Origin of the sequence: Paraburkholderia sp. RL18-101-BIB-B, assembly GCF_046026985.1 — a bacterium.
Taxonomy (GTDB): Bacteria; Pseudomonadota; Gammaproteobacteria; order Burkholderiales; family Burkholderiaceae; genus Paraburkholderia.
Genome location: NZ_JARESV010000004.1, coordinates 34,009 through 54,274, shown reverse-complemented (window position 1 = coordinate 54,274; position 20,266 = coordinate 34,009). Strand labels below are relative to the sequence as shown.

Below are 20,266 nucleotides of genomic sequence, written 5' to 3'. Positions count from 1 at the left end.
AACACGCGGTGTGTCAGCGAAGCATTCAGGAGTTCCATTTTCTACGGGCAAGACCGGATCGAGCCACGCCGCATAACGGACTGCGTGAAAGCGTGACCTGATTTAATCTGCATCATGGAATAGCCATCGATCGGGAAACCCCTAGGACCGTGTATCCATGGTTCGCGTTAGTCTCTTCAAAAGAGGAGACGAACCATGAGACAAGCGTTCAATATTGCCGTAGTGCTGTTGCTAGGCTATCTGATGGCAGATAGGGCGCTGATGCGTGCGCAAGCGGGAGAGATGGGGACAATAACGTGTCACCAGGGGGCGGAGCTGGTCAAATCGAATGCGCTGAAAAAAGGCTTTGGAGACATCGGGGCCAGCAGCCAGGGCGAGAATTTCCTCTCGAGCTGTCTCGTCACCGGGCGCGGTCAAGTGGGCGATCTGGTCGCACGCGACTGACGCGGGTCACCGGACCCACTATCCGAAACCGGCACGTAGTCCGCCATTGCGGGCGCCGTTTCGATACTGACAAAGGCGCTGCCGAACAAGGCGCCAATAAAAAACGCCCGGACCGTGAAGGGTCCAGGCGAAGCCATCGGGAGCCCGATGACGGAGGTAACCAATACACCACTGGCCCGCGATCGGGGATACTCGGTCGCGGGCCAGTTCGTTTTGAATCATCGCGCACCGGTTACTGGTGCGCCAGGCGGTCAATCGCCGCGCAGCACTTGCCGCTAGTGCAGTTCGACTCGCCGAATGGCTGGTTACGGTCGGGTTACTGCTTGATTACCGCGCGACGCCGCTTAGTTGCCGAAGTAAATCGACTTCGGGCCGTTCGCTTGAACCGCGCTGCCCGCTTGCGAGGCGCCACTCACCACACCACCGTAACCACTTTGCGCTGCCTGTGCGGTGCCGTTCTCACGAGCGACGCGAGCTTCTGCGGCCTGGATGTCGGCGGGGTAGTACGGGTCGGCGAGGCCGGGCTGATAGCCTGCCTTTTCGAGTTGAATCAGTTCGGCACGCACTTGAGCGCGGGTCACCGGCTGGTTGGACTGCGCAAACGAAGCAACAGGAGCGGCGAGTACAGCGGCAATAACGACAGCTTGAATGAGCGATTTCATGATGAACTACCTCCAATTCGGTTTTATCTTGCTACGAACGTTCTTGTTCGTATTCAGTGATTGGATTGTAGTTTTGCGACCTGGATAGAGTAATCCCCGTTTGAGGTAATGTTTGTTGCTAAATTTGAGACAACCAGCCGGAATTCCGCGGGCGAGAAACGCGCGACGATGCACGCGGCGAGCCGTTCACTCGTCGCGTGCATCGTCTGGTTCTTGAACGAAGCGCCAATCAACTGCCCGAGAAAATCGGACCCTGTCCACCCGGCGAGAATTGCTGGAATACCTCGCTGTGCGACGGCGCAGGCGCTGCTTGTGGACGCGCCGCCGAAGCCGTTGCGGGCTCGCGAAGCGTGACGGCGCTGTCCGGCGTGATGGGAACGCTGGGCTTGGCGAGCAACTCGGTCTTTCGCATCGATCCCACCGACGTGCCGAAGTAGTAGCCGATGATGCTGATCCACGCCGTACCCAATGCGCCGACGATCACGTTGACGAGATCCTTGTTCGTGCCCGGCAGCGGCTGGAAAGCCATGAGCAGCAGAATGCCGAAGAAGCCGGCGGTGACCGCCATTGCAAGGACTTTGGGCACCCAGTCCTTATTGCTGATTCCCATGGCGCGTGCGTCGGCCCGATCGGCGGCCTGGATGCGGGCCATATCGCTTTCGTGCGCGAGGCTCGCCTGGGCGGCGCTGACCATCAGTTGTTGCAATTGCAACGAGTTCGCACTTTCGGCTTGCCGCACTTTCTCCAGTGCGGTGGGATCGTTCAACGCGAGTTCCACGACGCCGGGATCGCTCGGCGTGCCGAGCGCATGCGAAATGATCGCGGCGGCGGCCGTCACGCCCACGCCAATCGGACCACCCACGAGGCCGGCGAGAAGCGGTGCGCTGCTGCCGATGTTCGACGCTACTTTAGACCAGTCCATCATGCTGCTCCCAGGAGAAGATTAGCGGCCATTCTTTCGGTCCATCCACGGCTGAAATTGGGCCATGCGTGCAGATTGCGCAGGTAACGCAAGCGATAAGCGGCGAAGCGCATGACGAACTTCAGTGGGTCCGCGCTTTTGACCGCATCGAGTGTGTCCGGGCCGAACTTGCCGTCTTCTTTCGCGCCGGAAGCTTTTTGCATCCACAACACCACCAGGCCGCCGTTGTAATTGGCGTCGAATATCTGGAAGGCCACACGCGGATCGAGTTCGTCGAGATGCAGAGGATCCCAATACTTCTGTTTGGCGATCTGTCTGGCGGTTTCCAGCGGCAGGTCTTTCATGGCGCCGGTATAACCGGCGCTGCGTGCCACGCGCGCCGTGACGCCCCACATTGTTTCACCGCCAGGGTCATGCGGATTGAAGGAGTAACCGCCTTCATTGCCGATCAGAGCCTTGAACGCCTCTTCGAAATTGTCCATCGAACATCTCCTCTTCAACTAGGTGCTTTAGTGCAACGGTTAGGTGCTGCGGGATCAATCCATCTGCATTGCGTACCACTCGGTGCGGCTGGGTGTTCCTTATGCGGTTTGCAACGAAAGCGAGGCGGGCGGGTTCGCAACAGGTCTGACTCCGCCATTGGGTTTCGATGCGTCCGGGCGATTGCCCCCCTGCGCCGCTCGGGCAAGCCGCGCCAGATGACTTTCCCGCGCTGACAAAGTCCCTGCATCGAGTTGTAACGCTTGGGCATATTTGCGCGAGGCGCCGGGCAGATCGCCTTTGCGATCCAGTGCCCGGCCCCATTCCGCGTAAGAGGGCGCCAGATCGGGGCGCAGCGCGACGGCGCGCGAGAGCTTTTCGATCGCTTCGTCATAGCGGCCGACGGTGACGAGCGCTTCGCCCCAATCGTGCAGGTTGTCGACGGAGTCCGGCTTCATTCTGTCCGCCTGCTTGAATGCATCGAGTGCTTCGGCATAGCGATTCGCATGCAACAGCACGTCGCCGAGAAGACGCAGATTTTCGGCCGTCTTCGATTTCTCGCTGGCGCCAGCTCGCAACGCTTCGAGCGCGTCATCGATGCGATGCTGCTGTTCGAGTGCGATGCCAAGGCTTGCGTGCAGCACCGCCGAATGCTTGTACACGGTCAGTGCTTCGCGAGTCTGCTGTTCGGCCTCTTTGGATAGCCCCTGATTGGCAAGCAGCCACGCTTTGCCGGCGAGCGCCCATTCGCCTTGCTCGGAGGCGGGCAGTGCCAGCACTTCGTCGTAGATCGAAACGACCTCGCCGTAGTCGCATTGCGCGAGCGAACACTTGGTTCTCTGGACTTGCGAATAGAGATGACTGGCGAGAATATTCGGCTCGGCAAGACGCATGGCTTTGACCGCAATGTCGTGCACGAACTTCTCCAGATCGCGTCCTTCAAAAGGCACCGTGCTTTCGCGGGAATTGAAGGGGCCGCCTTCAATCTGCACGTGCGCTACATAGGAATCCGCGCTGTCGTTGACCTTCGTGATGCCGACATGAACCATGACATCCGTGCGTTTGATGACGCCTTTGATGAAGCGCACGGTGGTCGCATACGACATCTCCTGACCGGGGATCTGAATGTCCGGTTGTGCGTCGTTGTCCGTCATGGTGTCGTGAGGAATCGACTCGGCGTCCTGGCCGATCGCCCGCATCGAAGACATGATGCGTTCCGCGAGAAAGTTCGACGTGTAGCCGCGTTCCACCAGCGACTGCGGCGTCTCGACAGGTGGCACCAGCAGTTGCCGCGTGAGCACGCCACGCACGACGAGGCAGAAAAAACCGATGGTGAGCACCGCGAAAACCCACGGCAAAACGTACGGCCACAATTGTTTCGGGCCTCGACCGATGAAACCTGCGGTCCGCAACCCGAACGGCACGAGTCCGGCTGAAAAGTGGCGATTTCCCGCGCGATGCGTCGAACCGCTTGCCGCGGAAAAAGACCGGCTTCGCCAATTCATTGGTCGACGTTGACTCTGCACACTCGACATGACGCACCTCGATTTCAGCCGATGTTGGTGAATGCACGACTGGGTGACGGTTGTTACGCATTGACCGTGCCATTGCGCACAGTGCCTTATGCAGCGGGCCTATACGCTATTGCGGCGACTGGGAGGGCGGAAATATGTTGCGCGCGGGCCAACGAATGCCGATCGCAAGTTTGCTGGCGGGAGACAGGTGGGGAGTTTGCGGAGAGGGGAGAAAGGGATGCTTCGATTAGGCGCCGTATTCACTTCGTCCTGTCGCGCGACGGGGAAAATACGGCGTCATTCGTGCAGCGAAGCCGGAGGCGAGCTATTCGGCTATGCGGTCGGCTCCAATACCACGGCGTCGTTCAGTTGCCTCCTTTGAACAGATCTTGCAGGCGCGCCGCCTCGCCATTTTTCTGCGATTGAATGAGTTGCTGGTAGACATCCGCACGCGTCAGTCCCTGTGCTTTTGCAGGGCCACCGGACATCGAAGTGGTGGAGGGTTGCCCACCCACTGCGTCGGCTGCTGTCGGTTGAGCTTGCGCTGTATTTTCCGTACTGGCGTCCTGAGCGTGCGCTTGCCATGCGAACGCGCAAAGCAGTCCGCCTGCGATGATCAGAGCCTTCTTCATGTCCCTCTCCTTCAAACCCTCGGCGTCGCCCTTGCGACACCTCATTGCGAAAGTTCCGCCGGAATTGTCCGCGACACATGCCGGACAACCTGACGGGACACAGGGCGGAGACGGTCACCGGCTTCCTTGTCGAATTCCGCGCAGCGCACCAGAGAGGTGCGTTATCGAAGTGCTTCGTCTAGCAAGGAAAGGTGCGCGCTGAGGCTTTGTTGTTCGGCGGCGGCTCAGAGAGCCGGTCTTGCCTCCACCATGTGAAGGAGACGGGTAGGTCGCGTGAAAATTCAAGCGTTAATCAGCCATCCTGAATGCATATATGGCTCTTTGCTTCAAAAAATCCGATCAGGTTAATTTAGCCTTACTTCCATCTTTCATTTAGCACAAAAAGAAGAATGCCGTTCAGCCCGAGACTGAACGGCATTCTTTTTAACTCGGCCTTCTACACGGCTAATGTAGCTCACTTAAACCGCAGCCGGCCGCCACTTCAACAAGCGCTGTTCGACCGCAGTCAACAGATAATCCGCTGCCAGTGCGACCACGGCCAACACAATCATCGCCGCGAACACACCACTTGCGTTGAACGCGCCTTGCGCAGTGGAGATCAGCAGACCAATACCTTGCTTCGAGCCGAGGAACTCGCCGACCACCGCGCCGACCAGAGCAAAACCGAAGCTCACGTGCAGGCTCGCAAGGATCCAGCTCAACGCCGACGGAATCACCACCGAGGTCGTCACCTGACGGCGCGACGCGCCGAGAATCTGCGCATTTGCGATCATGTAGCGATCCGCTTCACGCACGCCCTGGAACGCGTTGGCGAACACGACGAAGAACACCATCACTACCGCCAGCGCCACCTTCGACGCCATGCCCAAACCCAGCGCAATCACGAACACCGAACCAAGCACCACGCGCGGAATCGAGTTGGCAATCTTGATGTAGAGACTGAAGACATCCGAGAGCAGTTTGTTGCGACCGAGCAGGATGCCGCAAAACACGCCGGCGACCGAACCGATAATGAAGCCGAGTCCGGTTTCTTCGAGCGTGACCCACACCTGGGTGAGCAGCGGACCTTGCGACGTGCCGTTCACGAACCAGTCGATGATCTGTTCGAAAATCGCGCTTGGCATCGAGAAGAAGAACGGGTCGATCCACTTCAGACGCGCGGACAATTCCCATCCGCCGAGCACGACCACCAGCACCACGATACGCAGCGTGATCACCAGCGCGTGACGCTGCCGGATGCGTTTTTGCGCCACACGCTCGACTTGCGCAAGCGATGCGGCGTCGATGCCCGAGCGGGGCATCATCTGTTGAGGGGTAGTAGACATGTTTGCCGTTCCTTGATTAACCGATCTGCACTTCTTCGCGCAGGTCGTGCCAGATGTCGCGCGAGATTTCGATGAAACGCGGGTCGTAGCGCACTTCCGACGTGACGCGCGGGCGCGGCAGATCGATCTCGTACACTTTCTTCAGCGTCGCCGGGCGCGCGGTGAGTACGAATACGCGGTCGGCGAGCGCAATCGCTTCTTCCAGATCGTGCGTGACGAACACCACCGAGCCGACACCGGCCCACAGTTGCAGCAGTTCGTCCTGCATCAGCGTGCGGGTTTGCATGTCGAGCGCCGAGAACGGCTCGTCCATCAGCAGGATTTCCGGTTTATTGATGAAGGTCTGCGCGAGCGCCACGCGCTTTCTCATACCGCCGGACAGTTGATGCGGATAATGCTTGCCGAACTTGTCGAGGCCCACGCGGCGCAGCCATTCGTTGGCTTCGTCGTACGCGGCGGATTTCGAACGGCCGCGATACAGCGGACCTGCCGCCACGTTGTCGAGCACCGAGCGCCACGGGAACACGGCGTCGGCCTGAAACACGAAACCGATACGCGGATCGATGCCGTCCACCGGCGCGCCCATCACACGCACTTCGCCGGTGGTGGGCTTCAGCAAGCCGGTAATCATGCTGAGTGTGGTGGACTTGCCGCAACCCGTCGGGCCGACCACCGCGACGAATTCGCCGCGCGCCACCGACATGCTGAAGTCGCGCAACGCGATCGTCGCCTTGCCATCAGGAGAAATGAAACGGCACGATACGTTGCGCATCTCGATCGCTGGCGTATCGCGTGACAGGGGTTGATTCATCGGCTGGTGCCTCGCTGTTCTCGTGATGTTGAAAGGGCGTTACTTCGCCGCGGTTTTGACCGGTGCCGACACGTAGTCGTTGGTGTAGGTCTTGGCGAGGTCGATATGCTTACCCTTCACCGAAGGATTGAACGCCGACAGCACTTTCAGCACGGTTTCCGGGCCGTCGGGTGGCATCTTGCCGTCCTTCGTGAACATCGGCAGCGACGCCTTCAGCGCGCCGACGTACAGGTCTTTGTTGTTGCCGTAGTAGTCCTTCGGCATCTTCGCGGCGATCTCTTCCGCGCTATGCGTGGCGATGAAGTTCAGCGTCTTCGCGAAAGCGTGCGAGAGCCTCGCGGCGTCGTCCTTGTGCGACTCCGCCCACGCGCGCTGCACGTAGAAGCTCGACGCCGGATACGTGCCGCCGAGCGCGGCGCGCGTGCCTTCGAGCGTGCGCATGTCGACCAGCACCTTGGCGTCGCCGGTCTTCAGCAACTGCGAGACGGTCGGCTCAGTCGTCATGCCCGCGTCGATACGGCTCTGCTTGATGGCCGCGATAAAGCTGTTGTCCGCGCCCACCGGCAGCAGCGTGTACTGTGTGGACGGCACACCCGCACGTTGCGCGAGGTATTGCGTGAGGAAGCTGGTCGACGAGCCGAGCCCGGTCACGCCGAGCGTCTTGCCCTTCGAATCGGCCATGCTCTTGAAGCTGTCCGCGGCCTTGGTAGAGACCATTTCCACTTCACCCGGCACCTGGCCGAAGATCACCAGCGCCTGGATTTCCTTGCCCTTGCTCTGCAGGTCGATGGTGTGATCGTAGAAGCCCACCACGCCTTGCACCGCGCCCGCCAGCAGTTCGTTTTCCGCGTCGACGCCGGCCGGTTGCGAGAGGATTTCGACGTCGAGGCCTTCGTCCTTGAAGTAGCCGAGTTGCTCCGTGAGCTTGGCGGGCAGATAGATGATCTTGGTGGCACCGCCGACCATGATCGTGAGTTTTTCCGCATGAGCGGCGGCCGAAGCGGCGGCAAGGGTGAACGCAACACCTGACACGGCGGCAATCTGGCGCAAGGTACGCATGAGGCAGTCTCCTTTGGTTTGGTCGCCGCTGGGTGTTGCGCGCGGCGCTTTCTGGGTGAATGACGGCGATTATAGAAATTTGAAACCTTCTGCCAGCTTTCTGGACCGAGTGCAAATCATGGGTGTTAACCCGCAAGCTCGCCGCAACCCCGCCGCAACCTCGTCCCAAACACGGCAACGTATGCTGCAAACCACATAGGACGCGCGCAAGCGCTTTGTTTTACGGCACAATCGACGGCCTGACTTTTGCCGTTCCCGCCATGAAGCTGCTGCTCATCGAAGACAACCCCACGCTGGCTCACTGGCTCGCGAAGATGCTGGAGCAGGAGGCGTTCGCACTCGATGCCGTGCAGGACGGCGACGCGGCCGACCAGCTGTTGCGCACCAATCACTACGACGTGATCCTGCTCGACCTGAACCTGCCCAAGCTGTCGGGCAAGAACGTGCTGCGGCGTCTGCGCCAGCGCGGCGACGCGACGCCGGTGCTGATTCTGACGGCGAGCGGCTCGATCGACGAAAAGGTGGAACTGCTCGGCGCCGGCGCGGACGATTATCTGGTCAAGCCGTTCGAAGTGCGCGAGTTGATCGCGCGGATCAAGGTGGCGATCCGTCGGCAGTCGCCCTCGAAGGCAAGCGAAGTGGTGTGCGGCGATCTCGCGTTCGACATCGACACGCGCCAGTTCACGCTGAAGGGCGCGCCGCTGAACGTCACGCCGCGCGAGCGCTCGGTGCTCGAAACGCTGATCCTGCGTCTGGGCAAAACCGTGACGAAGCCGGCGCTGGTCGACGCGATCTTCACGCTCGCCGACGAGCCGAGTGAAGACGCCGTCGAAATCTATATCTCGCGTCTGCGCAAGAAACTCGACGGCAGTTCGGCGGCGATCATCACGCTGCGCGGGCTAGGCTATCTGCTGCGCAAGAAAGAAGATGACCAATAGTCTGCGCATGCGCTTGCTGTGGTGGCTGCTGGTGCCACTCGCGTTGTACGTATTCGTGACCGGCAAGGCCGAATACGACAACGCGCGGCGTACGGCGGATCTGGTGCAGGACAATCAGCTGATCTCATCGGCGCGCATGATCGCCGGCGAAGTGGAATGGGTGGATGGCTTCCTGCGTGTGGATGTGCCGCCCGCCGCGCTCGAAGTATTCGTGTCGCCCTATCGCGATCAGGTGTTCTACAGCGTGAGCGTTGACGACGGACGCCTGCTCGCCGGTACTCCCGATTTCCCGACGCGTCCGCAGCAAGCGCCGGATACGCCGGATCATTACGACTCCCATTTGCAAGGCCACAATGTACGGGCGGTCGGCCTCGTGCGCCTCATGTACGACAACGGCGCGACACGCCGCGTGCGTGTGACGGTCGGTAAAACCGTGCGTTCGCGCGACGCCATGGCCCAGCAGTTGTGGCAACCGCAGCTCGTGAGGCAGATCGAAATGATCGTGTTGGCGGTCGCGCTGGTATGCATCGGCCTGACTTTCGAGTTGCGTCCGCTGATGAAAGTGAAAGAGGATGTGACGGACCGCGATCCGATGCAACTCGAGCCGATTCGTGTCGAACGTCTGCATACCGAGTTGCGGCCGATCGTGGAAGCGATCAATCAGTGCATCGCGCGGCTCGGCGTGCAGGTGGCTGCGCAACGCCGCTTTATCGCCGACGCCGCGCACCAGTTGCGCACGCCGCTTACATTGCTCGGCACGCAATTGCAATTCGCGCGTCAACAGGACGGCTTGAAGCCCGCGCTCGACGAGGCACTGGCCGCCATGCATCGTAGTAACCGTTCGATGGTGGGCCTCACGAACAAGCTGCTTCTGCTCGCGCAAGCGGAGGCCGCGGACAACACGCAACTGGCCGTGGAAACGGTGGATCTGGTGCCGCTCGCCTTGGAGGTCGTGGAAGACCTCGCGTTGCTCGCCCAGGCCAGAGGCATCGATTTAGGCGCCGAACTGCAGGGCGTTGCACCAGTGGCGGGGCATCGCGGGCTGCTTCAGGCGTTGATTGCGAACCTCGCGGAGAATGCAATCCGCTATACCGGCAGTGGCGGGCACGTTACGGTGGGCGTGAACGCCACAGCCGATACCGTCAACGTGAGCGTGCTGGACGACGGTCCCGGCATTCCGGCCGAGTCGCGCAGCCGGGTGTTCGAGCCGTTCTTCCGGGCGTCGGCGGACACGGAGGGCACCGGTTTGGGCCTCGCCATCGTGCGTGAAATCGCGGACGCCCATCACGGCGAAATCACGCTGAAGCCGGGCGAGGGCGGCAAAGGCGTGCACATCAGTGTGTCGTTTCCGCGGGCCGCGGCAGAGCAATCCCAGACGGGTTAAAGCCCGCAGGCAGGTTAGGAAAGGTGTCGGTGAAAACGAATCTTCATCGGCTGCATATATGGGCAGGATTGGCCTCTCACGTAAGGTTTCCATAAGGTTCTCCATTGCATATTCGGCGTACTGGCTGAATAGGCGCGCTCGTGTTCGAAACGTCGAACCCCTTGCTCATAAAAATGGAGAACCAGCGTGATGGAAACGTCGAACTATCGGGTTGTTCTGGCGAACAACAAAGTGCCGGAGGCTACGCTCATTTTCTGGGCGATCAAGATTCTCGCGACCACGGTCGGCGAGACCGGGGCAGATTATCTGGCCGTTCACATGGGTCTTGGCACCGCGCTGACGGACGCGATTATGGCTGTGCTACTGCTCGCCGCGCTGGCCATGCAACTCCGTATGAACAAATATGTGCCGTGGATCTATTGGCTGACCGTGGTTCTGGTCAGTGTGGCCGGCACGCAGATTACCGACGCACTGACCGACAAACTCGGTGTCAGTCTGTATGTCAGCACGATCGTATTCGGCCTGGCGCTCGCTTTGGTTTTCGCGCTCTGGTTTCGCAGCGAACGCACGCTCTCGATTCACACCATTTATACGACGCGCAGAGAGCTTTTCTATTGGGCCGCGGTGTTGGTCACGTTCGCGTTGGGCACGGCGGCCGGCGATCTCGCGACCGAAGCGCTGGGGCTCGGCTTCGTGATCGGTGTGGTGGCGTTCGGCGCGCTGATTGTTCTGGTGAGTTCGATCTATTACGCCGGCGGTAATCCGGTACTGACATTCTGGCTGGCCTACATTCTGACGCGGCCGCTGGGCGCCTCCCTCGGCGACATGCTGTCGCAGTCGCGCGCGTACGGCGGCTTCGGCCTCGGCACCATCAACACGAGCGCGCTATTCCTGAGCGCAATTGTCGTGCTGGTGATTGTCGCCAGTGTGGCCGAACAGCGTACGGTGCGCCCGAGCGCGGCACATGAACCTTGAGCGTGTGCCGCTCGTCGAGTTGCCACGTAGTCCCTTTCAATCCCGTACCGAATCCAACGGAAGATCACCATCATGAATCAACGTGCTCTTGGCAAAGCCGCTATCGCTTCGTTTATCGCGCTCTGCGCGATCAGCTTTGGTCATATCGATGCGGGCCGTGTGAGTCTATTGTCAGCCGAAGCCGCGGAGCCGGTCAAAGTGTCGAAGCTCGGCGATCTCGCACCGTTCCGCAAGATCGCAGCGGACACCGCAGCACTGGTCGAGAAAGGCGATCTGGCGGGTGGTAAGGCGCGCATCAAGGATCTCGAACTCGCATGGGACGACGCCGAACCGTCGCTGAAGCCACGCGCAGCTACGGATTGGCATACGGTCGACAAATCAATTGATCGCGCGTTGAGCGCCTTGCGCGCCAACACGCCGAATGCAACGGAATGCAAACAGTCGCTCGCCGATCTGCTGGCGGTGATGGACCGCATGAGCGGTAAAGTCTGATGCGAGAACGGCGCACGGTTGTGCAATTGATCAGTTGGACAGCGGATCAATTCTGCATCGTTAGGTGGGAAAAGCGCTAAGCGTGCCCGTTAGCACACGCACTTCATTACCGCGGTATCCAAGGCGCCCGAATCTGAGTGCCGATCGGCTTTTTCTTCGCGCCATTTTTCGCCTCAAAGCTATCCAGATCCCTAAGCAAATGCTGGATCTGCGAGGCTTGCGTTTCGGTCAACCGGAATTCGTTCTGTATGCGATGCAGGCGTCTTCGCCAATATGCCGGCTGTAGCACGGGCTCACCGCGAAATGCGCTCAGTGACGGCACCATCACACGCGCCACGTGCGCGATGTCTTCATCCATTGTCATGCCATAACCCCGATGACCTCGCCATTGAGTAGTCGCTTTGGTTCTTATGTCGCGCGTGGACAGAGCCTGTTAGGTGGTGTTTGTCCGAAAGCGGCGGTCATCATCCTACAAACTCACAATTCGTCGGTCAAGGTTTCCGACGCTGATCGACGCAAGGAAAACCCGACACAAGCCGGGTCGTCGCGCGGTTTGTTCAGTCTGAGGTGCGCTTGTTGCGCTGCATGATCTGCTGGTTTGTCACCTCACCACCAACAGCGCAGCACAACGCAAACCAGCCTCAAAACGCAGACGTATAAATCGCCAGCGCATCCGCCTCGCTAACCGGCCGCGGGTTATTCACCAGCAACCGCGTCTGCAACATCGCGTCGCTCGCCATCCGCTCGAGCCCGCTTTGTTCGATGCCGACATCACGCAGACGCGCCGGAATCGCCGTCGCGGCAATCATCTGTTCGAGCCGTTCGATCAACGCTTGCGTCTTGCTTTCATCACTGCCGGTCAAACCCGGCACGACCACCTCGGCGAGTTCCGCGTACAACGGCGCCGCCGCTTCCGCGTTGAAGCGCAATACATGCGGCAACACGAGCGCGTTCGAAAGACCATGCGGCACGTGATAAATGCCGCCGATCGGATACGCGAGCGCATGCACCGCGGCAACCGGTGAATTCGCAAACGCCTGGCCCGCGAAGGTTGCACCGAGCAGCATCGCTTCTCGCGCGTCGCGGTTTCGGCCGTTTTCGCAGGCGGGCAGCAGATTGCGCGACAACAGGTCGAGCGCCTTCACCGCAAGCATGTCGGAGACCGGATTCTTCAGATGCGCGGACGTGTACGCCTCGATGGCATGCACCATGGCATCGACGCCGGTCGCCGCGGTCGCCGCAACGGGCAGGCCAAGCGTGAGTTCAGCGTCAAGCACTGCCAGGTCCGCGATCAGTTGCGGCGCAACCACCCCCATCTTCTTCGCTTCGCCCACCGTCACGATCGACACGGCCGTGACTTCAGAGCCGGTGCCCGCGGTGGTCGGCATCTGTACGAGCGGCAGACGCGCTACCGTGATCTTGTTGACGCCGTACATCTCGCTGAGCGCCTGCTGTTGCTGCGGCGCGAGCACGGCGATCAGCTTCGCCACATCCATCGACGAGCCGCCGCCGAGCCCCAGCACGATTTCCGCGCCGGCAGTCCGTGCACGCGACGTCGCTTCGAGCACGATGTGTTCGGGCGGATCGGCGATCACGTCGTCGATCACGGTGGTGTCCCAACCGTGCGCCGCGAGGTCGGCGAGCGCCGGATTCAGCAACCCGCTCGTGTGCAGAAAACCATCCGTGACGACGCACAGACGCGTCAGCGTCGGAAATTGCGCGCGCAACAAAGCGCCGAGACGGCGCGCCGCACCGAACTCGACGACGAGCGTCGGCACCGTTTGAAACCGGAATGCGTTCATCATGGCGCGTCTCCGGGCACCATATGGCTTTCGACTTCGCGCCGGTCGAGCAGCGGAATAATGGTGCCGAAGCCGAGTCGCTGGAAATGTTCGGTTTCGCGATGATCGGCGAGACCGTCGGCGTCGCTGTACTTTTCGAGAATCACGAAGTGGTCAGGCTCCAGTGGCGAGCGGAAGAATTCGTAGTAAAGATTTTTCGGCTCTTTTCGGGTTGCCGCGGCGAGTTCGGTAAGGAGCTTCACGATCGCGTCGCCGTTGCCGGGCTTGGCGAAATAATGCGCGATCACCTGCAGGTAAGCATTGGCCATCAGTCACTCCAACAGGATGGGTACTTCAACGTTTTAGCGTCAACTTCAGGGTCCAGATTCCATGACCCGCTGTCGCGGGTCGAGACCGCGGCGGCGCCGTTCTTCAACGCATCGAACACGTCGCCCTTATTGCAGACGAAACCCGACGTGACGACCGGCGACAGGGCCTTGCGGTCCTGCTTCGACAGATGCGAGAGCATGGCCGCAGGCATCAGTTGTACCAGATTCGGGTCATTTTGCTCCAATGTCTCGACGCGCTGCGCGGCCACGTGGAGCGGTGCGCCACGAAGACTCTGATGCATCTTGATAGCGCCGAGCGTCGGAGCGGGAGAGAGCCGAACGCGATCGCTTGGGACCAGGACGCGGATTTCCACTATTACACGGCTGTTTCGAGCGACACGCTTCGCCGTCAATAGTACGGATGCCTATACAATTTCACGCCTGCTTACCCAGAGCGGCAAACATCGGTCGGCCACCCTTATGCATTTGGAATCATCAGACAAAGCTATTGGAAATTGTAAGGTTATTCCAATTCTTGATTGAGAATGATTCGCGTTTACGTTAGATTGACGCCCTGTCCTTTTGAGAAAACGGAGCGAATCTATGGCTGAGGTGCTCGTCCGGCGAGAGGCTTCAACAGCGATGCCGATATCGGTTCTCAACGCTGGAAGCGCCTGTCCACCCGTTTCGCGGCGTGCGCGCAGCCATGCGCGTCCGGTCGATTGGGAGAAGGGCACGCTGCTCGACGTGCTGATCGACAACCGCCCGATGCTCGTCAATCTGGCGCGCGGCTTCGTGGGTTGCGCGAGTCTGGCGGAAGACGTGGTGCACGACGTTTTCATCAAGCTGGTCGACTTTCCGGATCAGGACGCGGTGCGTCAACCGGTCGCGTACGTGACGCGCATGGTGCGCAATGCGTCGATCGATGCCTTTCGCCGCCAGAGCCTCGAAAACAGCTATCACGCCGACGAGGACGACGGCCTGCACGTGCCATCGCCGGAACCTTCGCCGGAAGCGGCGCTGCTCGTGCGCGACACGCTGCGGCACGTGTACAACGCGCTCGAGCAGCTGCCGCCGCGCAGCCGCGCCGCCTTCGAAATGGTGCGCCTGCGCGAGGAAACGCTGCAAAGCACGGCGCGCGCCCTCGACGTCTCGCAGACGCTGGTGCATTTCATGGTGCGCGACGCCGAGAAGCATTGCGCCGATTGCCTCGACGCCTGCAATCGCGGCGTGGCCGGCCCCGCATTCTGCAGCGGCCGCGCGCGCCGGCGGTAAAAAAGCGCGCGCGTCAAACGTCAACTGAATAGAAGCGGTGCGCGAGCGAATGCCGGCGCCGCCGTGCCGGGACATGCCAGTGCGCTGTCTGTCCAGGCGCTTCCTGACCTTTTCATCGACTGAGCCTTTCATCATGACGCAAGCACAGCAGACCTCCAACGCGGCAGCCGGCGAGGCGGACGACCTCGTCTACACCGTCGTCATCAACGACGAAGAGCAGTACTCGATCTGGCCGACGTTCCGCGACGTGCCGGCCGGCTGGCGCGAAGTGGGCGTGCGCGGCCAGAAGGCCGAGTGCCTCGCGCACATCGAGACCGTGTGGACCGACATGCGTCCAGCCAGCCTGCGCCGGCACATGGACGCGGCGGCCTAACGCGTCGACCTAACGCGCGCGCAGTGCAATCCGGCGGGCTCGGGCATGCGCCCAGCCACGCCGCTTCAGCAAAAGGATTCAGAGTATGACCATGCTTTCGATGCCGCTGCCCACGCTCGCCGATTTATCGATCGAGCCGGGCTTGCCGACTGTCGTCTCGCCGCGCGCGGGCGCGGAGATTTCATTGGAGGAAGCGGCGCCGCTCTTGCATGCGATCGTCGACGACACGCTCGAACGCGCGGGCGGCGTGCTGTTCACCGGTTTTCGCGTGGCGTCGATCGACGCGTTCCAAAGTTTCGCGGGCTCGTTCGGGCATCCGCTGATCGGTTATGAGTTCGCGTCGACGCCGCGCAGCCAGGTGGAAGGCGCGGTGTACACGTCGACGGAGTATCCGCCGCATCGCTCGATTCCTTTACATAACGAACAGTCGTATACGCGTGAATGGCCGTTACGTATCTGGTTCCACTGCGCGCTTGCCGCTCGCACCGGCGGCGCGACGCCGATCGCCGATAGCCGCGCGATCTACCGCGCGCTCGATCCGGCGCTGGTCCAGCGCTTTACGAAGCGTGAACTGCTCTACGTGCGCAACTTCGGGCAAGGGCTAGATCTGCCGTGGGAACAAGCGTTCGGTTCGGACGACCCGCGCACGGTCGAGCAGATTTGCCGTGCGCGCGGCATCGCATGCGAGTGGCGCGGCAGCGAAGACGGCGAACTGCTGTTGCGCACGCGCGAGCGCTGCCAGGCGGTGGCGCGCCATCCGCGCACTGGTGAACATGTCTGGTTCAATCAGGCGAATCTGTTCCACCTTTCGTCGCTCGATGAAGACATGCAGGAAGCGCTGATCGATTCGGTCGGCCTCGAAAACGTGCCGCGCAATGTCTATTACGGCGACGGTGAACCGCTCGAAGCCGAGGCGCTCGCCGAAATCCGCGGCGTGCTCGATCAGCAGCGGATTGTGTTCCCGTGGCTGACCGGCGACGTGCTGATGCTCGACAACATGTTGACCGCGCATGCGCGCGATCCGTTCGAAGGGCCGCGCAAGGTCGTGGTCGCGATGGCACGAAGCTACAGCGAGGCCGAAGGCGAAAAACGGACGGCCGCGCCATGACGAAATCGCAGGGCGCGGCGCTTGCGGCGCATTCGCTGACGGTCGGCTACCGCGATCACGTCGTGCTCCACGGTCTGAACCTGAACATTTTGGCCGGCCGCGTCACGGCATTGTGCGGACCGAACGGCTGCGGCAAAAGCACGCTGCTGCGCACGCTAGCCGGTTTGCAACCGGCACTGTCCGGCAGCGTCGACGTCAACGGCGTGCCGCTCGCTTCGCACCGGCGCCGCGTATTGGCGCGCACGCTCACCATGCTCGCGCAGTTCAACCAGATCCCGTCCGGCCTCACCGTGCGCGAACTGGTCGCATACGGACGTTACGCGCACGGCGGCTGGCTGCGTGGACTCTCGCGCGCCGACCACGCGGCGATCGACGAAGCGCTCGCCACCAGCGGTCTCGCCGACGACGCCGCGCGCGACGTCGCCGCGCTCTCGGGCGGCGAACGGCAACGCGCGTGGATCGCGATGGCGCTCGCGCAACAGGCGCCGATCGTGTTGCTCGACGAACCGACCACGTATCTCGACATCCATCATCAACTGGACATTCTGCGCGAGTTGCGGCGCCTGAATCGCGAGCGCGGCCTCACGATCGTGTGGGTGCTGCACGACCTGAATCAGGCCGCGGCCTACAGCGACGAAATCGTGTTGATGCGCGCCGGCCGCATCGTCGCGCAAGGCTCGCCTGATGCGATGCTCGACCCGCGTCATCTGAACGAGACCTTCAGCGTGCCGATGCTCAAGATCGCGCATCCGCAAACGGGCGCGCCGATGTGCGTGCCGGCATATGAAGGCGACGCGGCTTCGCTTCGCGAAGAAGCCACGAACAAGGACCTCGCCGCATGACGACGCTTGCAGCACGCAAACGCCTGCGACGTAGCACGCCGGTGATGGACAGCTATCGTGCGCCTGTGAAAAGCCGCGTCACGACCATCGGCGCCGCGCTCATTGCGTTGATCTTCGGCGTGGCCGCGATGCGGCTTGCGCCCGGTTTTCGCACCTGGCTTGCCGCGCCCGCGGGCAGCGACGCCGCGCAACTCGCCGGCATCCTGTTGTTCGACCTGAGCGTGCCGCGCATTCTGGCGGCGTTGGTGGCGGGCGGCTGCCTCGCGGTGGCCGGCACGTTGTTTCAATCGCTCACGCGCAACCCTTTGGCTTCGCCCGATCTGCTCGGCATCACCGGCGGCGCGCAACTCGGCTTGCTCGCGGCGATGCTGGTGCCGTCGCTGGCCGGCGTGGCGTCCGTGCCGCTACTGTTCGTGTGCGGTCTCGGCGCCGCCGTGTGCGTGGCCGCGGCGGCAGGCGGCTGGCGCGCGACGCCGTTGCGGCTCGTGCTCGCCGGCAGCGTGTGCATGCTGTTGTTCTCCGCGCTGACCACGCTGATTCTCGCGTTCTTCGAGCAGAGCATCGTCGGCGTGTCGTTGTGGGCGAGCGGCAGTCTTTATCAACCTGGCGCGGCGGGTTTGAAGATCGCCGCGTCGTGGCTCGTGCTGCCGCTGATTGCCTTGCCCTTCGTGATTCGTCCACTCGATCCGCTCGCCCTCGGCGATGACGCGGCAGCGGCGGCCGGCGTTCGCGTGGACGCGACGCGGCTAGCGGCGATGGTAGTGGCGGTGGGCTTCGCAAGCGTCGCGGTGAGTGTCGCGGGACCGCTCTCGTATGTCGGCCTGATCGCACCCAATCTGCTACGTCAGGTGCGCGGCGCGAAATCGTCACGGCTCGCCGCGCTCGTGCCCTTGTCCGCATTGGTCGGCGGCGCGCTGGTGCTCGTCACCGATAGCGCCGTGCAGGCGCTCGATCTCGATGCGACCCTCTCGACCGGCGTGGCGATCGCCTTCGTCGGCACGCCGTTGATGCTCGCGATGGTCCGCAGCGGCGCCGCGTGGTCGGGCGCACTGCATGCCGGTCAGGAGCGTGCCGTCGTGCGCGCGGGCGCGCGCTTCGTGCGCATGGTCGATGCGTGGCCGTGGCCGCTGACCGCAAGCGTGCTGGTGCTGCTCGGCATCGTGCTCGTGTGCGCGGGCGCATCGTTCGGCCCCACGACGATCGGCGGGCCGCGCTGGCTCGCTGCGTTCGATCACCGCGACGAGCTCGCGAGGATGTTGCTCGATCTGCGTTTGCCGCGCCTCATCTGCGCGTTGCTGGCGGGCGCGTTGCTTGCCGCGAGCGGGGTGCTGATGCAAAGCATCGTGCGCAATCCGCTTGCCGGACCTGAAGTGCTGGGCGTGACGCAAGGCGCAGGCCTCGCGACGCTTGCGGCGCTCGTGATGTGGCCGCTTGCCGCACATTCGACGCTGGCCGCCGCTTCGCTCGCGGGTGGCGGCGTCACGCTGGCCTTGACGCTCTTGCTGAATCGCCGGCATCGCTATGCGCCGCTCGCGGTCGCGCTCACGGGCATCGTTATCGGCACGCTGTGGACGACGCTGTCGCAATGGCTCATCACGCAGCAAAGTGTGCAGCCGGCGCGCTTCGTCGTGTGGCTGGTCGGCGGCACGTATGGACGCAGTTGGGGCGAAGTGACGACGCTGCTGCCGTGGTGCGTGCTGGCCCTGCCGGTGTTCGCGCTGCTCGCGCGGCCGCTCGATCTGCTTGCATTGGGCGACGACCAGGCCGCGTCGCTGGGCTTGCCGATCGGCGTGCTGCGTCCGCTGGTGCTGACCGTCGCGACGCTGGCGGCGTGCGCGGCGGTGGCCGCGGTGGGGCCGGTGGGCTTTATCGGTTTGATGGCGCCGCATCTGGCGTCGATACTCGGCGCGCGGGCTCATCGCACGCGCTTGTGGCTCGCGGCGGCGTGCGGGGCGCTGGTGCTGGTCGTGGCCGATATCGCGGCGCGCACGCTGCTGGCGCCGCGCGAAATTCCCGCCGGCGTATTGACTGCGCTGATCGGCGCGCCTTATCTGCTTGCGCTGCTGATCGTGGAGGCTCGGCGCGAGAAGCGGGGCAAACGGTGATGCGGCAACCTGATCACGACAAGCGCGCGCAGTGCTTCGCAGGCTTCGCGCCGGAGTCGATCGCGCATTATCTCGAGCATGTATGGCTCGGCACGCCAAACGCAAGTCAGGAGCCCGCGTTGGCTAACGATCACGCCGGCTCGCTGAAGGTGGCCCGCGTCAGCGAACTGGCGGAGCATCGCGCCGAATTGCTCGATGCGATGGTCACGCTCTACGGCGGCGAGCGCGAAACGCATGCACGCGCATTGTTGTCGCAATGGACCAAGTACTACTTCGGTTTTGCGGCGACGGCTGGGTTCGTTGCGGCAGCACTGCTGCGCCGGCCGCTTGCGATGTCGCCGGATAAAACCCATATCGTGCTGCGCGACGGCCTGCCTATCGCCGCGTATTTCGAGCACGACGCATTGCAGCCGGTTGAGTGCGACCCGTCACGCCGTTACGCGCCGCTCGTCGAGCATCTCAATGCGGTGATCGAGACGCTGTGCGCGATGACCAGAATCGCGCCGCGCGTCTTGTGGAGCAACGCGGGCAATCTGCTGGACTACCTGTTCGAACAATGCGCGCCACAATTCGATCTGACCGACGACATCGCGTGGCTGTTCGGTCCAATCACTGCCGATGGCGAGGCCAATCCGCTGCGTCTGCCGGTGCGCCTTGCAAAACCGCGCGCTGCGAGTTTGCCGAATCCGTTAAGCGCACGACGCGTGTGCTGCGTACGTTATGAAATTCCTGGAGAGACGCAACTGTGTGGACGCTGCCCCCTGCTATTGACGATGAGCGATGCGGAAATCGCATTGCAGGCCGCTTCGCATTGA

23 protein-coding genes are annotated in these 20,266 nt (G+C 62.1%); 11 read left to right on the top strand and 12 right to left on the bottom strand.

Annotated features, from left to right (window positions below; genetic code table 11):
* Positions 1-195 precede the first annotated feature (195 nt).
* Positions 196-444 carry a hypothetical protein gene (locus tag P0D73_RS08535; protein ID WP_132378817.1) on the top strand — a complete coding sequence of 83 codons (249 nt, stop codon included), beginning with the start codon at positions 196-198 and terminating at the stop codon, positions 442-444.
* Between the two features lie 344 nt (positions 445-788).
* On the opposite strand, the gene P0D73_RS08530 is transcribed toward P0D73_RS08535, so the two are convergent.
* The 8 genes from P0D73_RS08530 to P0D73_RS08495 form a co-directional block, all read right to left on the bottom strand.
* A complete protein-coding gene (locus tag P0D73_RS08530; protein WP_408283921.1) occupies positions 789-1,106 on the bottom strand; it encodes a DUF4148 domain-containing protein in 318 nt (105 codons plus the stop codon).
* 229 nt (positions 1,107-1,335) lie between these two features.
* Positions 1,336-2,028, bottom strand: a complete 693-nt coding sequence (locus P0D73_RS08525; protein WP_408283919.1) for a hypothetical protein — start codon at positions 2,026-2,028, stop codon at positions 1,336-1,338.
* Positions 2,028-2,510, bottom strand: a complete 483-nt coding sequence (locus P0D73_RS08520; protein ID WP_408283916.1) for a glycoside hydrolase family 108 protein — start codon at positions 2,508-2,510, stop codon at positions 2,028-2,030. Before P0D73_RS08520 ends, P0D73_RS08525 begins: the two co-directional genes overlap by 1 nt.
* A 99-nt stretch (positions 2,511-2,609) precedes the next feature.
* Positions 2,610-4,043 (bottom strand): tetratricopeptide repeat protein, encoded by a 1,434-nt coding sequence (locus P0D73_RS08515; RefSeq protein WP_408283914.1) that lies wholly within the window; start codon positions 4,041-4,043, stop codon positions 2,610-2,612.
* 344 nt (positions 4,044-4,387) lie between these two features.
* On the bottom strand, positions 4,388-4,654 hold the full coding sequence (locus P0D73_RS08510; protein WP_132378809.1) for a hypothetical protein: 267 nt from the start codon (positions 4,652-4,654) through the stop codon (positions 4,388-4,390).
* A 458-nt stretch (positions 4,655-5,112) separates the two neighbouring features.
* Positions 5,113-5,979, bottom strand: a complete 867-nt coding sequence (locus P0D73_RS08505; protein ID WP_132378807.1) for an ABC transporter permease — start codon at positions 5,977-5,979, stop codon at positions 5,113-5,115.
* 16 nt (positions 5,980-5,995) lie between these two features.
* Positions 5,996-6,790, bottom strand: coding sequence for an ABC transporter ATP-binding protein (locus P0D73_RS08500; RefSeq protein ID WP_408177258.1), 795 nt, complete (start codon positions 6,788-6,790; stop codon positions 5,996-5,998).
* A gap of 39 nt (positions 6,791-6,829) precedes the next feature.
* Positions 6,830-7,849: an ABC transporter substrate-binding protein gene (locus P0D73_RS08495; RefSeq protein ID WP_408283909.1), complete on the bottom strand. Its 1,020-nt coding sequence runs from the start codon at positions 7,847-7,849 to the stop codon at positions 6,830-6,832.
* A gap of 260 nt (positions 7,850-8,109) precedes the next feature.
* Between P0D73_RS08495 and P0D73_RS08490 the strand changes: the two genes are divergently transcribed.
* The 4 genes from P0D73_RS08490 (at position 8,110) to P0D73_RS08475 (ending at position 11,638) form a co-directional block, all read left to right on the top strand.
* The gene (locus tag P0D73_RS08490; RefSeq protein WP_408430894.1) at positions 8,110-8,787 is read left to right on the top strand and encodes a response regulator; all 678 of its coding nucleotides are present in this window, start codon (positions 8,110-8,112) and stop codon (positions 8,785-8,787) included.
* Positions 8,777-10,171 (top strand): sensor histidine kinase, encoded by a 1,395-nt coding sequence (locus P0D73_RS08485; RefSeq protein WP_408283906.1) that lies wholly within the window; start codon positions 8,777-8,779, stop codon positions 10,169-10,171. The genes P0D73_RS08490 and P0D73_RS08485 overlap by 11 nt, the downstream gene beginning before the upstream one ends.
* A gap of 189 nt (positions 10,172-10,360) precedes the next feature.
* Positions 10,361-11,146 (top strand): COG4705 family protein, encoded by a 786-nt coding sequence (locus P0D73_RS08480; RefSeq protein WP_408283903.1) that lies wholly within the window; start codon positions 10,361-10,363, stop codon positions 11,144-11,146.
* Between the two features lie 72 nt (positions 11,147-11,218).
* Positions 11,219-11,638 carry a histidine kinase gene (locus P0D73_RS08475; protein ID WP_408283900.1) on the top strand — a complete coding sequence of 140 codons (420 nt, stop codon included), beginning with the start codon at positions 11,219-11,221 and terminating at the stop codon, positions 11,636-11,638.
* A 106-nt stretch (positions 11,639-11,744) separates the two neighbouring features.
* Here P0D73_RS08475 and P0D73_RS08470 read toward each other — a convergent pair whose 3' ends face one another.
* The 4 genes from P0D73_RS08470 to P0D73_RS08455 all read right to left on the bottom strand — a co-directional run bounded on the left by P0D73_RS08470 (position 11,745) and on the right by P0D73_RS08455 (position 14,050).
* The gene (locus tag P0D73_RS08470) at positions 11,745-11,996 is read right to left on the bottom strand and encodes a hypothetical protein (protein ID WP_342960841.1); all 252 of its coding nucleotides are present in this window, start codon (positions 11,994-11,996) and stop codon (positions 11,745-11,747) included.
* A gap of 283 nt (positions 11,997-12,279) precedes the next feature.
* Entirely contained in the window at positions 12,280-13,440 is a 1,161-nt protein-coding gene (locus P0D73_RS08465) for an iron-containing alcohol dehydrogenase (RefSeq protein ID WP_408177469.1), read from the bottom strand.
* Positions 13,440-13,748: a putative quinol monooxygenase gene (locus P0D73_RS08460; protein ID WP_408283897.1), complete on the bottom strand. Its 309-nt coding sequence runs from the start codon at positions 13,746-13,748 to the stop codon at positions 13,440-13,442. Before P0D73_RS08460 ends, P0D73_RS08465 begins: the two co-directional genes overlap by 1 nt.
* The gene (locus P0D73_RS08455; protein WP_408430891.1) at positions 13,748-14,050 is read right to left on the bottom strand and encodes a glycerol-3-phosphate responsive antiterminator; all 303 of its coding nucleotides are present in this window, start codon (positions 14,048-14,050) and stop codon (positions 13,748-13,750) included. The genes P0D73_RS08460 and P0D73_RS08455 overlap by 1 nt, the downstream gene beginning before the upstream one ends.
* 301 nt (positions 14,051-14,351) lie before the next feature.
* Between P0D73_RS08455 and P0D73_RS08450 the strand changes: the two genes are divergently transcribed.
* From P0D73_RS08450 to fhuF, 6 genes are all read left to right on the top strand, one after another.
* Positions 14,352-15,023 carry an RNA polymerase factor sigma-70 gene (locus P0D73_RS08450; protein ID WP_408314291.1) on the top strand — a complete coding sequence of 224 codons (672 nt, stop codon included), beginning with the start codon at positions 14,352-14,354 and terminating at the stop codon, positions 15,021-15,023.
* A gap of 133 nt (positions 15,024-15,156) precedes the next feature.
* Entirely contained in the window at positions 15,157-15,396 is a 240-nt protein-coding gene (locus P0D73_RS08445; protein ID WP_408314289.1) for an MbtH family protein, read from the top strand.
* Between the two features lie 85 nt (positions 15,397-15,481).
* Positions 15,482-16,504 carry a TauD/TfdA family dioxygenase gene (locus P0D73_RS08440; RefSeq protein ID WP_408430888.1) on the top strand — a complete coding sequence of 341 codons (1,023 nt, stop codon included), beginning with the start codon at positions 15,482-15,484 and terminating at the stop codon, positions 16,502-16,504.
* Complete coding sequence (locus P0D73_RS08435; RefSeq protein WP_408430885.1) at positions 16,501-17,346, top strand: ABC transporter ATP-binding protein; 846 nt, start codon at positions 16,501-16,503, stop codon at positions 17,344-17,346. The genes P0D73_RS08440 and P0D73_RS08435 overlap by 4 nt, the downstream gene beginning before the upstream one ends.
* The gene (gene fhuB, locus P0D73_RS08430) at positions 17,343-19,451 is read left to right on the top strand and encodes a Fe(3+)-hydroxamate ABC transporter permease FhuB (RefSeq protein ID WP_408177247.1); all 2,109 of its coding nucleotides are present in this window, start codon (positions 17,343-17,345) and stop codon (positions 19,449-19,451) included. Before P0D73_RS08435 ends, fhuB begins: the two co-directional genes overlap by 4 nt.
* A complete protein-coding gene (gene fhuF, locus P0D73_RS08425; protein ID WP_408283888.1) occupies positions 19,451-20,266 on the top strand; it encodes a siderophore-iron reductase FhuF in 816 nt (271 codons plus the stop codon). Before fhuB ends, fhuF begins: the two co-directional genes overlap by 1 nt.

What these genes read in the sequence shown, in the direction of transcription:
- P0D73_RS08535 (WP_132378817.1), top strand. Translation starts at nt 196, where the DNA reads ATGAGACAAGCGTTCAATATTGCCGTAGTGCTGTTGCTAGGCTATCTG.
- P0D73_RS08530 (WP_408283921.1), bottom strand. Translation starts at nt 1,106, where the DNA reads ATGAAATCGCTCATTCAAGCTGTCGTTATTGCCGCTGTACTCGCCGCT.
- P0D73_RS08525 (WP_408283919.1), bottom strand. Translation starts at nt 2,028, where the DNA reads ATGGACTGGTCTAAAGTAGCGTCGAACATCGGCAGCAGCGCACCGCTT.
- P0D73_RS08520 (WP_408283916.1), bottom strand. Translation starts at nt 2,510, where the DNA reads ATGGACAATTTCGAAGAGGCGTTCAAGGCTCTGATCGGCAATGAAGGC.
- P0D73_RS08515 (WP_408283914.1), bottom strand. Translation starts at nt 4,043, where the DNA reads ATGTCGAGTGTGCAGAGTCAACGTCGACCAATGAATTGGCGAAGCCGG.
- P0D73_RS08510 (WP_132378809.1), bottom strand. Translation starts at nt 4,654, where the DNA reads ATGAAGAAGGCTCTGATCATCGCAGGCGGACTGCTTTGCGCGTTCGCA.
- P0D73_RS08505 (WP_132378807.1), bottom strand. Translation starts at nt 5,979, where the DNA reads ATGTCTACTACCCCTCAACAGATGATGCCCCGCTCGGGCATCGACGCC.
- P0D73_RS08500 (WP_408177258.1), bottom strand. Translation starts at nt 6,790, where the DNA reads ATGAATCAACCCCTGTCACGCGATACGCCAGCGATCGAGATGCGCAAC.
- P0D73_RS08495 (WP_408283909.1), bottom strand. Translation starts at nt 7,849, where the DNA reads ATGCGTACCTTGCGCCAGATTGCCGCCGTGTCAGGTGTTGCGTTCACC.
- P0D73_RS08490 (WP_408430894.1), top strand. Translation starts at nt 8,110, where the DNA reads ATGAAGCTGCTGCTCATCGAAGACAACCCCACGCTGGCTCACTGGCTC.
- P0D73_RS08485 (WP_408283906.1), top strand. Translation starts at nt 8,777, where the DNA reads ATGACCAATAGTCTGCGCATGCGCTTGCTGTGGTGGCTGCTGGTGCCA.
- P0D73_RS08480 (WP_408283903.1), top strand. Translation starts at nt 10,361, where the DNA reads ATGGAAACGTCGAACTATCGGGTTGTTCTGGCGAACAACAAAGTGCCG.
- P0D73_RS08475 (WP_408283900.1), top strand. Translation starts at nt 11,219, where the DNA reads ATGAATCAACGTGCTCTTGGCAAAGCCGCTATCGCTTCGTTTATCGCG.
- P0D73_RS08470 (WP_342960841.1), bottom strand. Translation starts at nt 11,996, where the DNA reads ATGGATGAAGACATCGCGCACGTGGCGCGTGTGATGGTGCCGTCACTG.
- P0D73_RS08465 (WP_408177469.1), bottom strand. Translation starts at nt 13,440, where the DNA reads ATGAACGCATTCCGGTTTCAAACGGTGCCGACGCTCGTCGTCGAGTTC.
- P0D73_RS08460 (WP_408283897.1), bottom strand. Translation starts at nt 13,748, where the DNA reads ATGGCCAATGCTTACCTGCAGGTGATCGCGCATTATTTCGCCAAGCCC.
- P0D73_RS08455 (WP_408430891.1), bottom strand. Translation starts at nt 14,050, where the DNA reads ATGCATCAGAGTCTTCGTGGCGCACCGCTCCACGTGGCCGCGCAGCGC.
- P0D73_RS08450 (WP_408314291.1), top strand. Translation starts at nt 14,352, where the DNA reads ATGGCTGAGGTGCTCGTCCGGCGAGAGGCTTCAACAGCGATGCCGATA.
- P0D73_RS08445 (WP_408314289.1), top strand. Translation starts at nt 15,157, where the DNA reads ATGACGCAAGCACAGCAGACCTCCAACGCGGCAGCCGGCGAGGCGGAC.
- P0D73_RS08440 (WP_408430888.1), top strand. Translation starts at nt 15,482, where the DNA reads ATGACCATGCTTTCGATGCCGCTGCCCACGCTCGCCGATTTATCGATC.
- P0D73_RS08435 (WP_408430885.1), top strand. Translation starts at nt 16,501, where the DNA reads ATGACGAAATCGCAGGGCGCGGCGCTTGCGGCGCATTCGCTGACGGTC.
- fhuB (WP_408177247.1), top strand. Translation starts at nt 17,343, where the DNA reads ATGACGACGCTTGCAGCACGCAAACGCCTGCGACGTAGCACGCCGGTG.
- fhuF (WP_408283888.1), top strand. Translation starts at nt 19,451, where the DNA reads ATGCGGCAACCTGATCACGACAAGCGCGCGCAGTGCTTCGCAGGCTTC.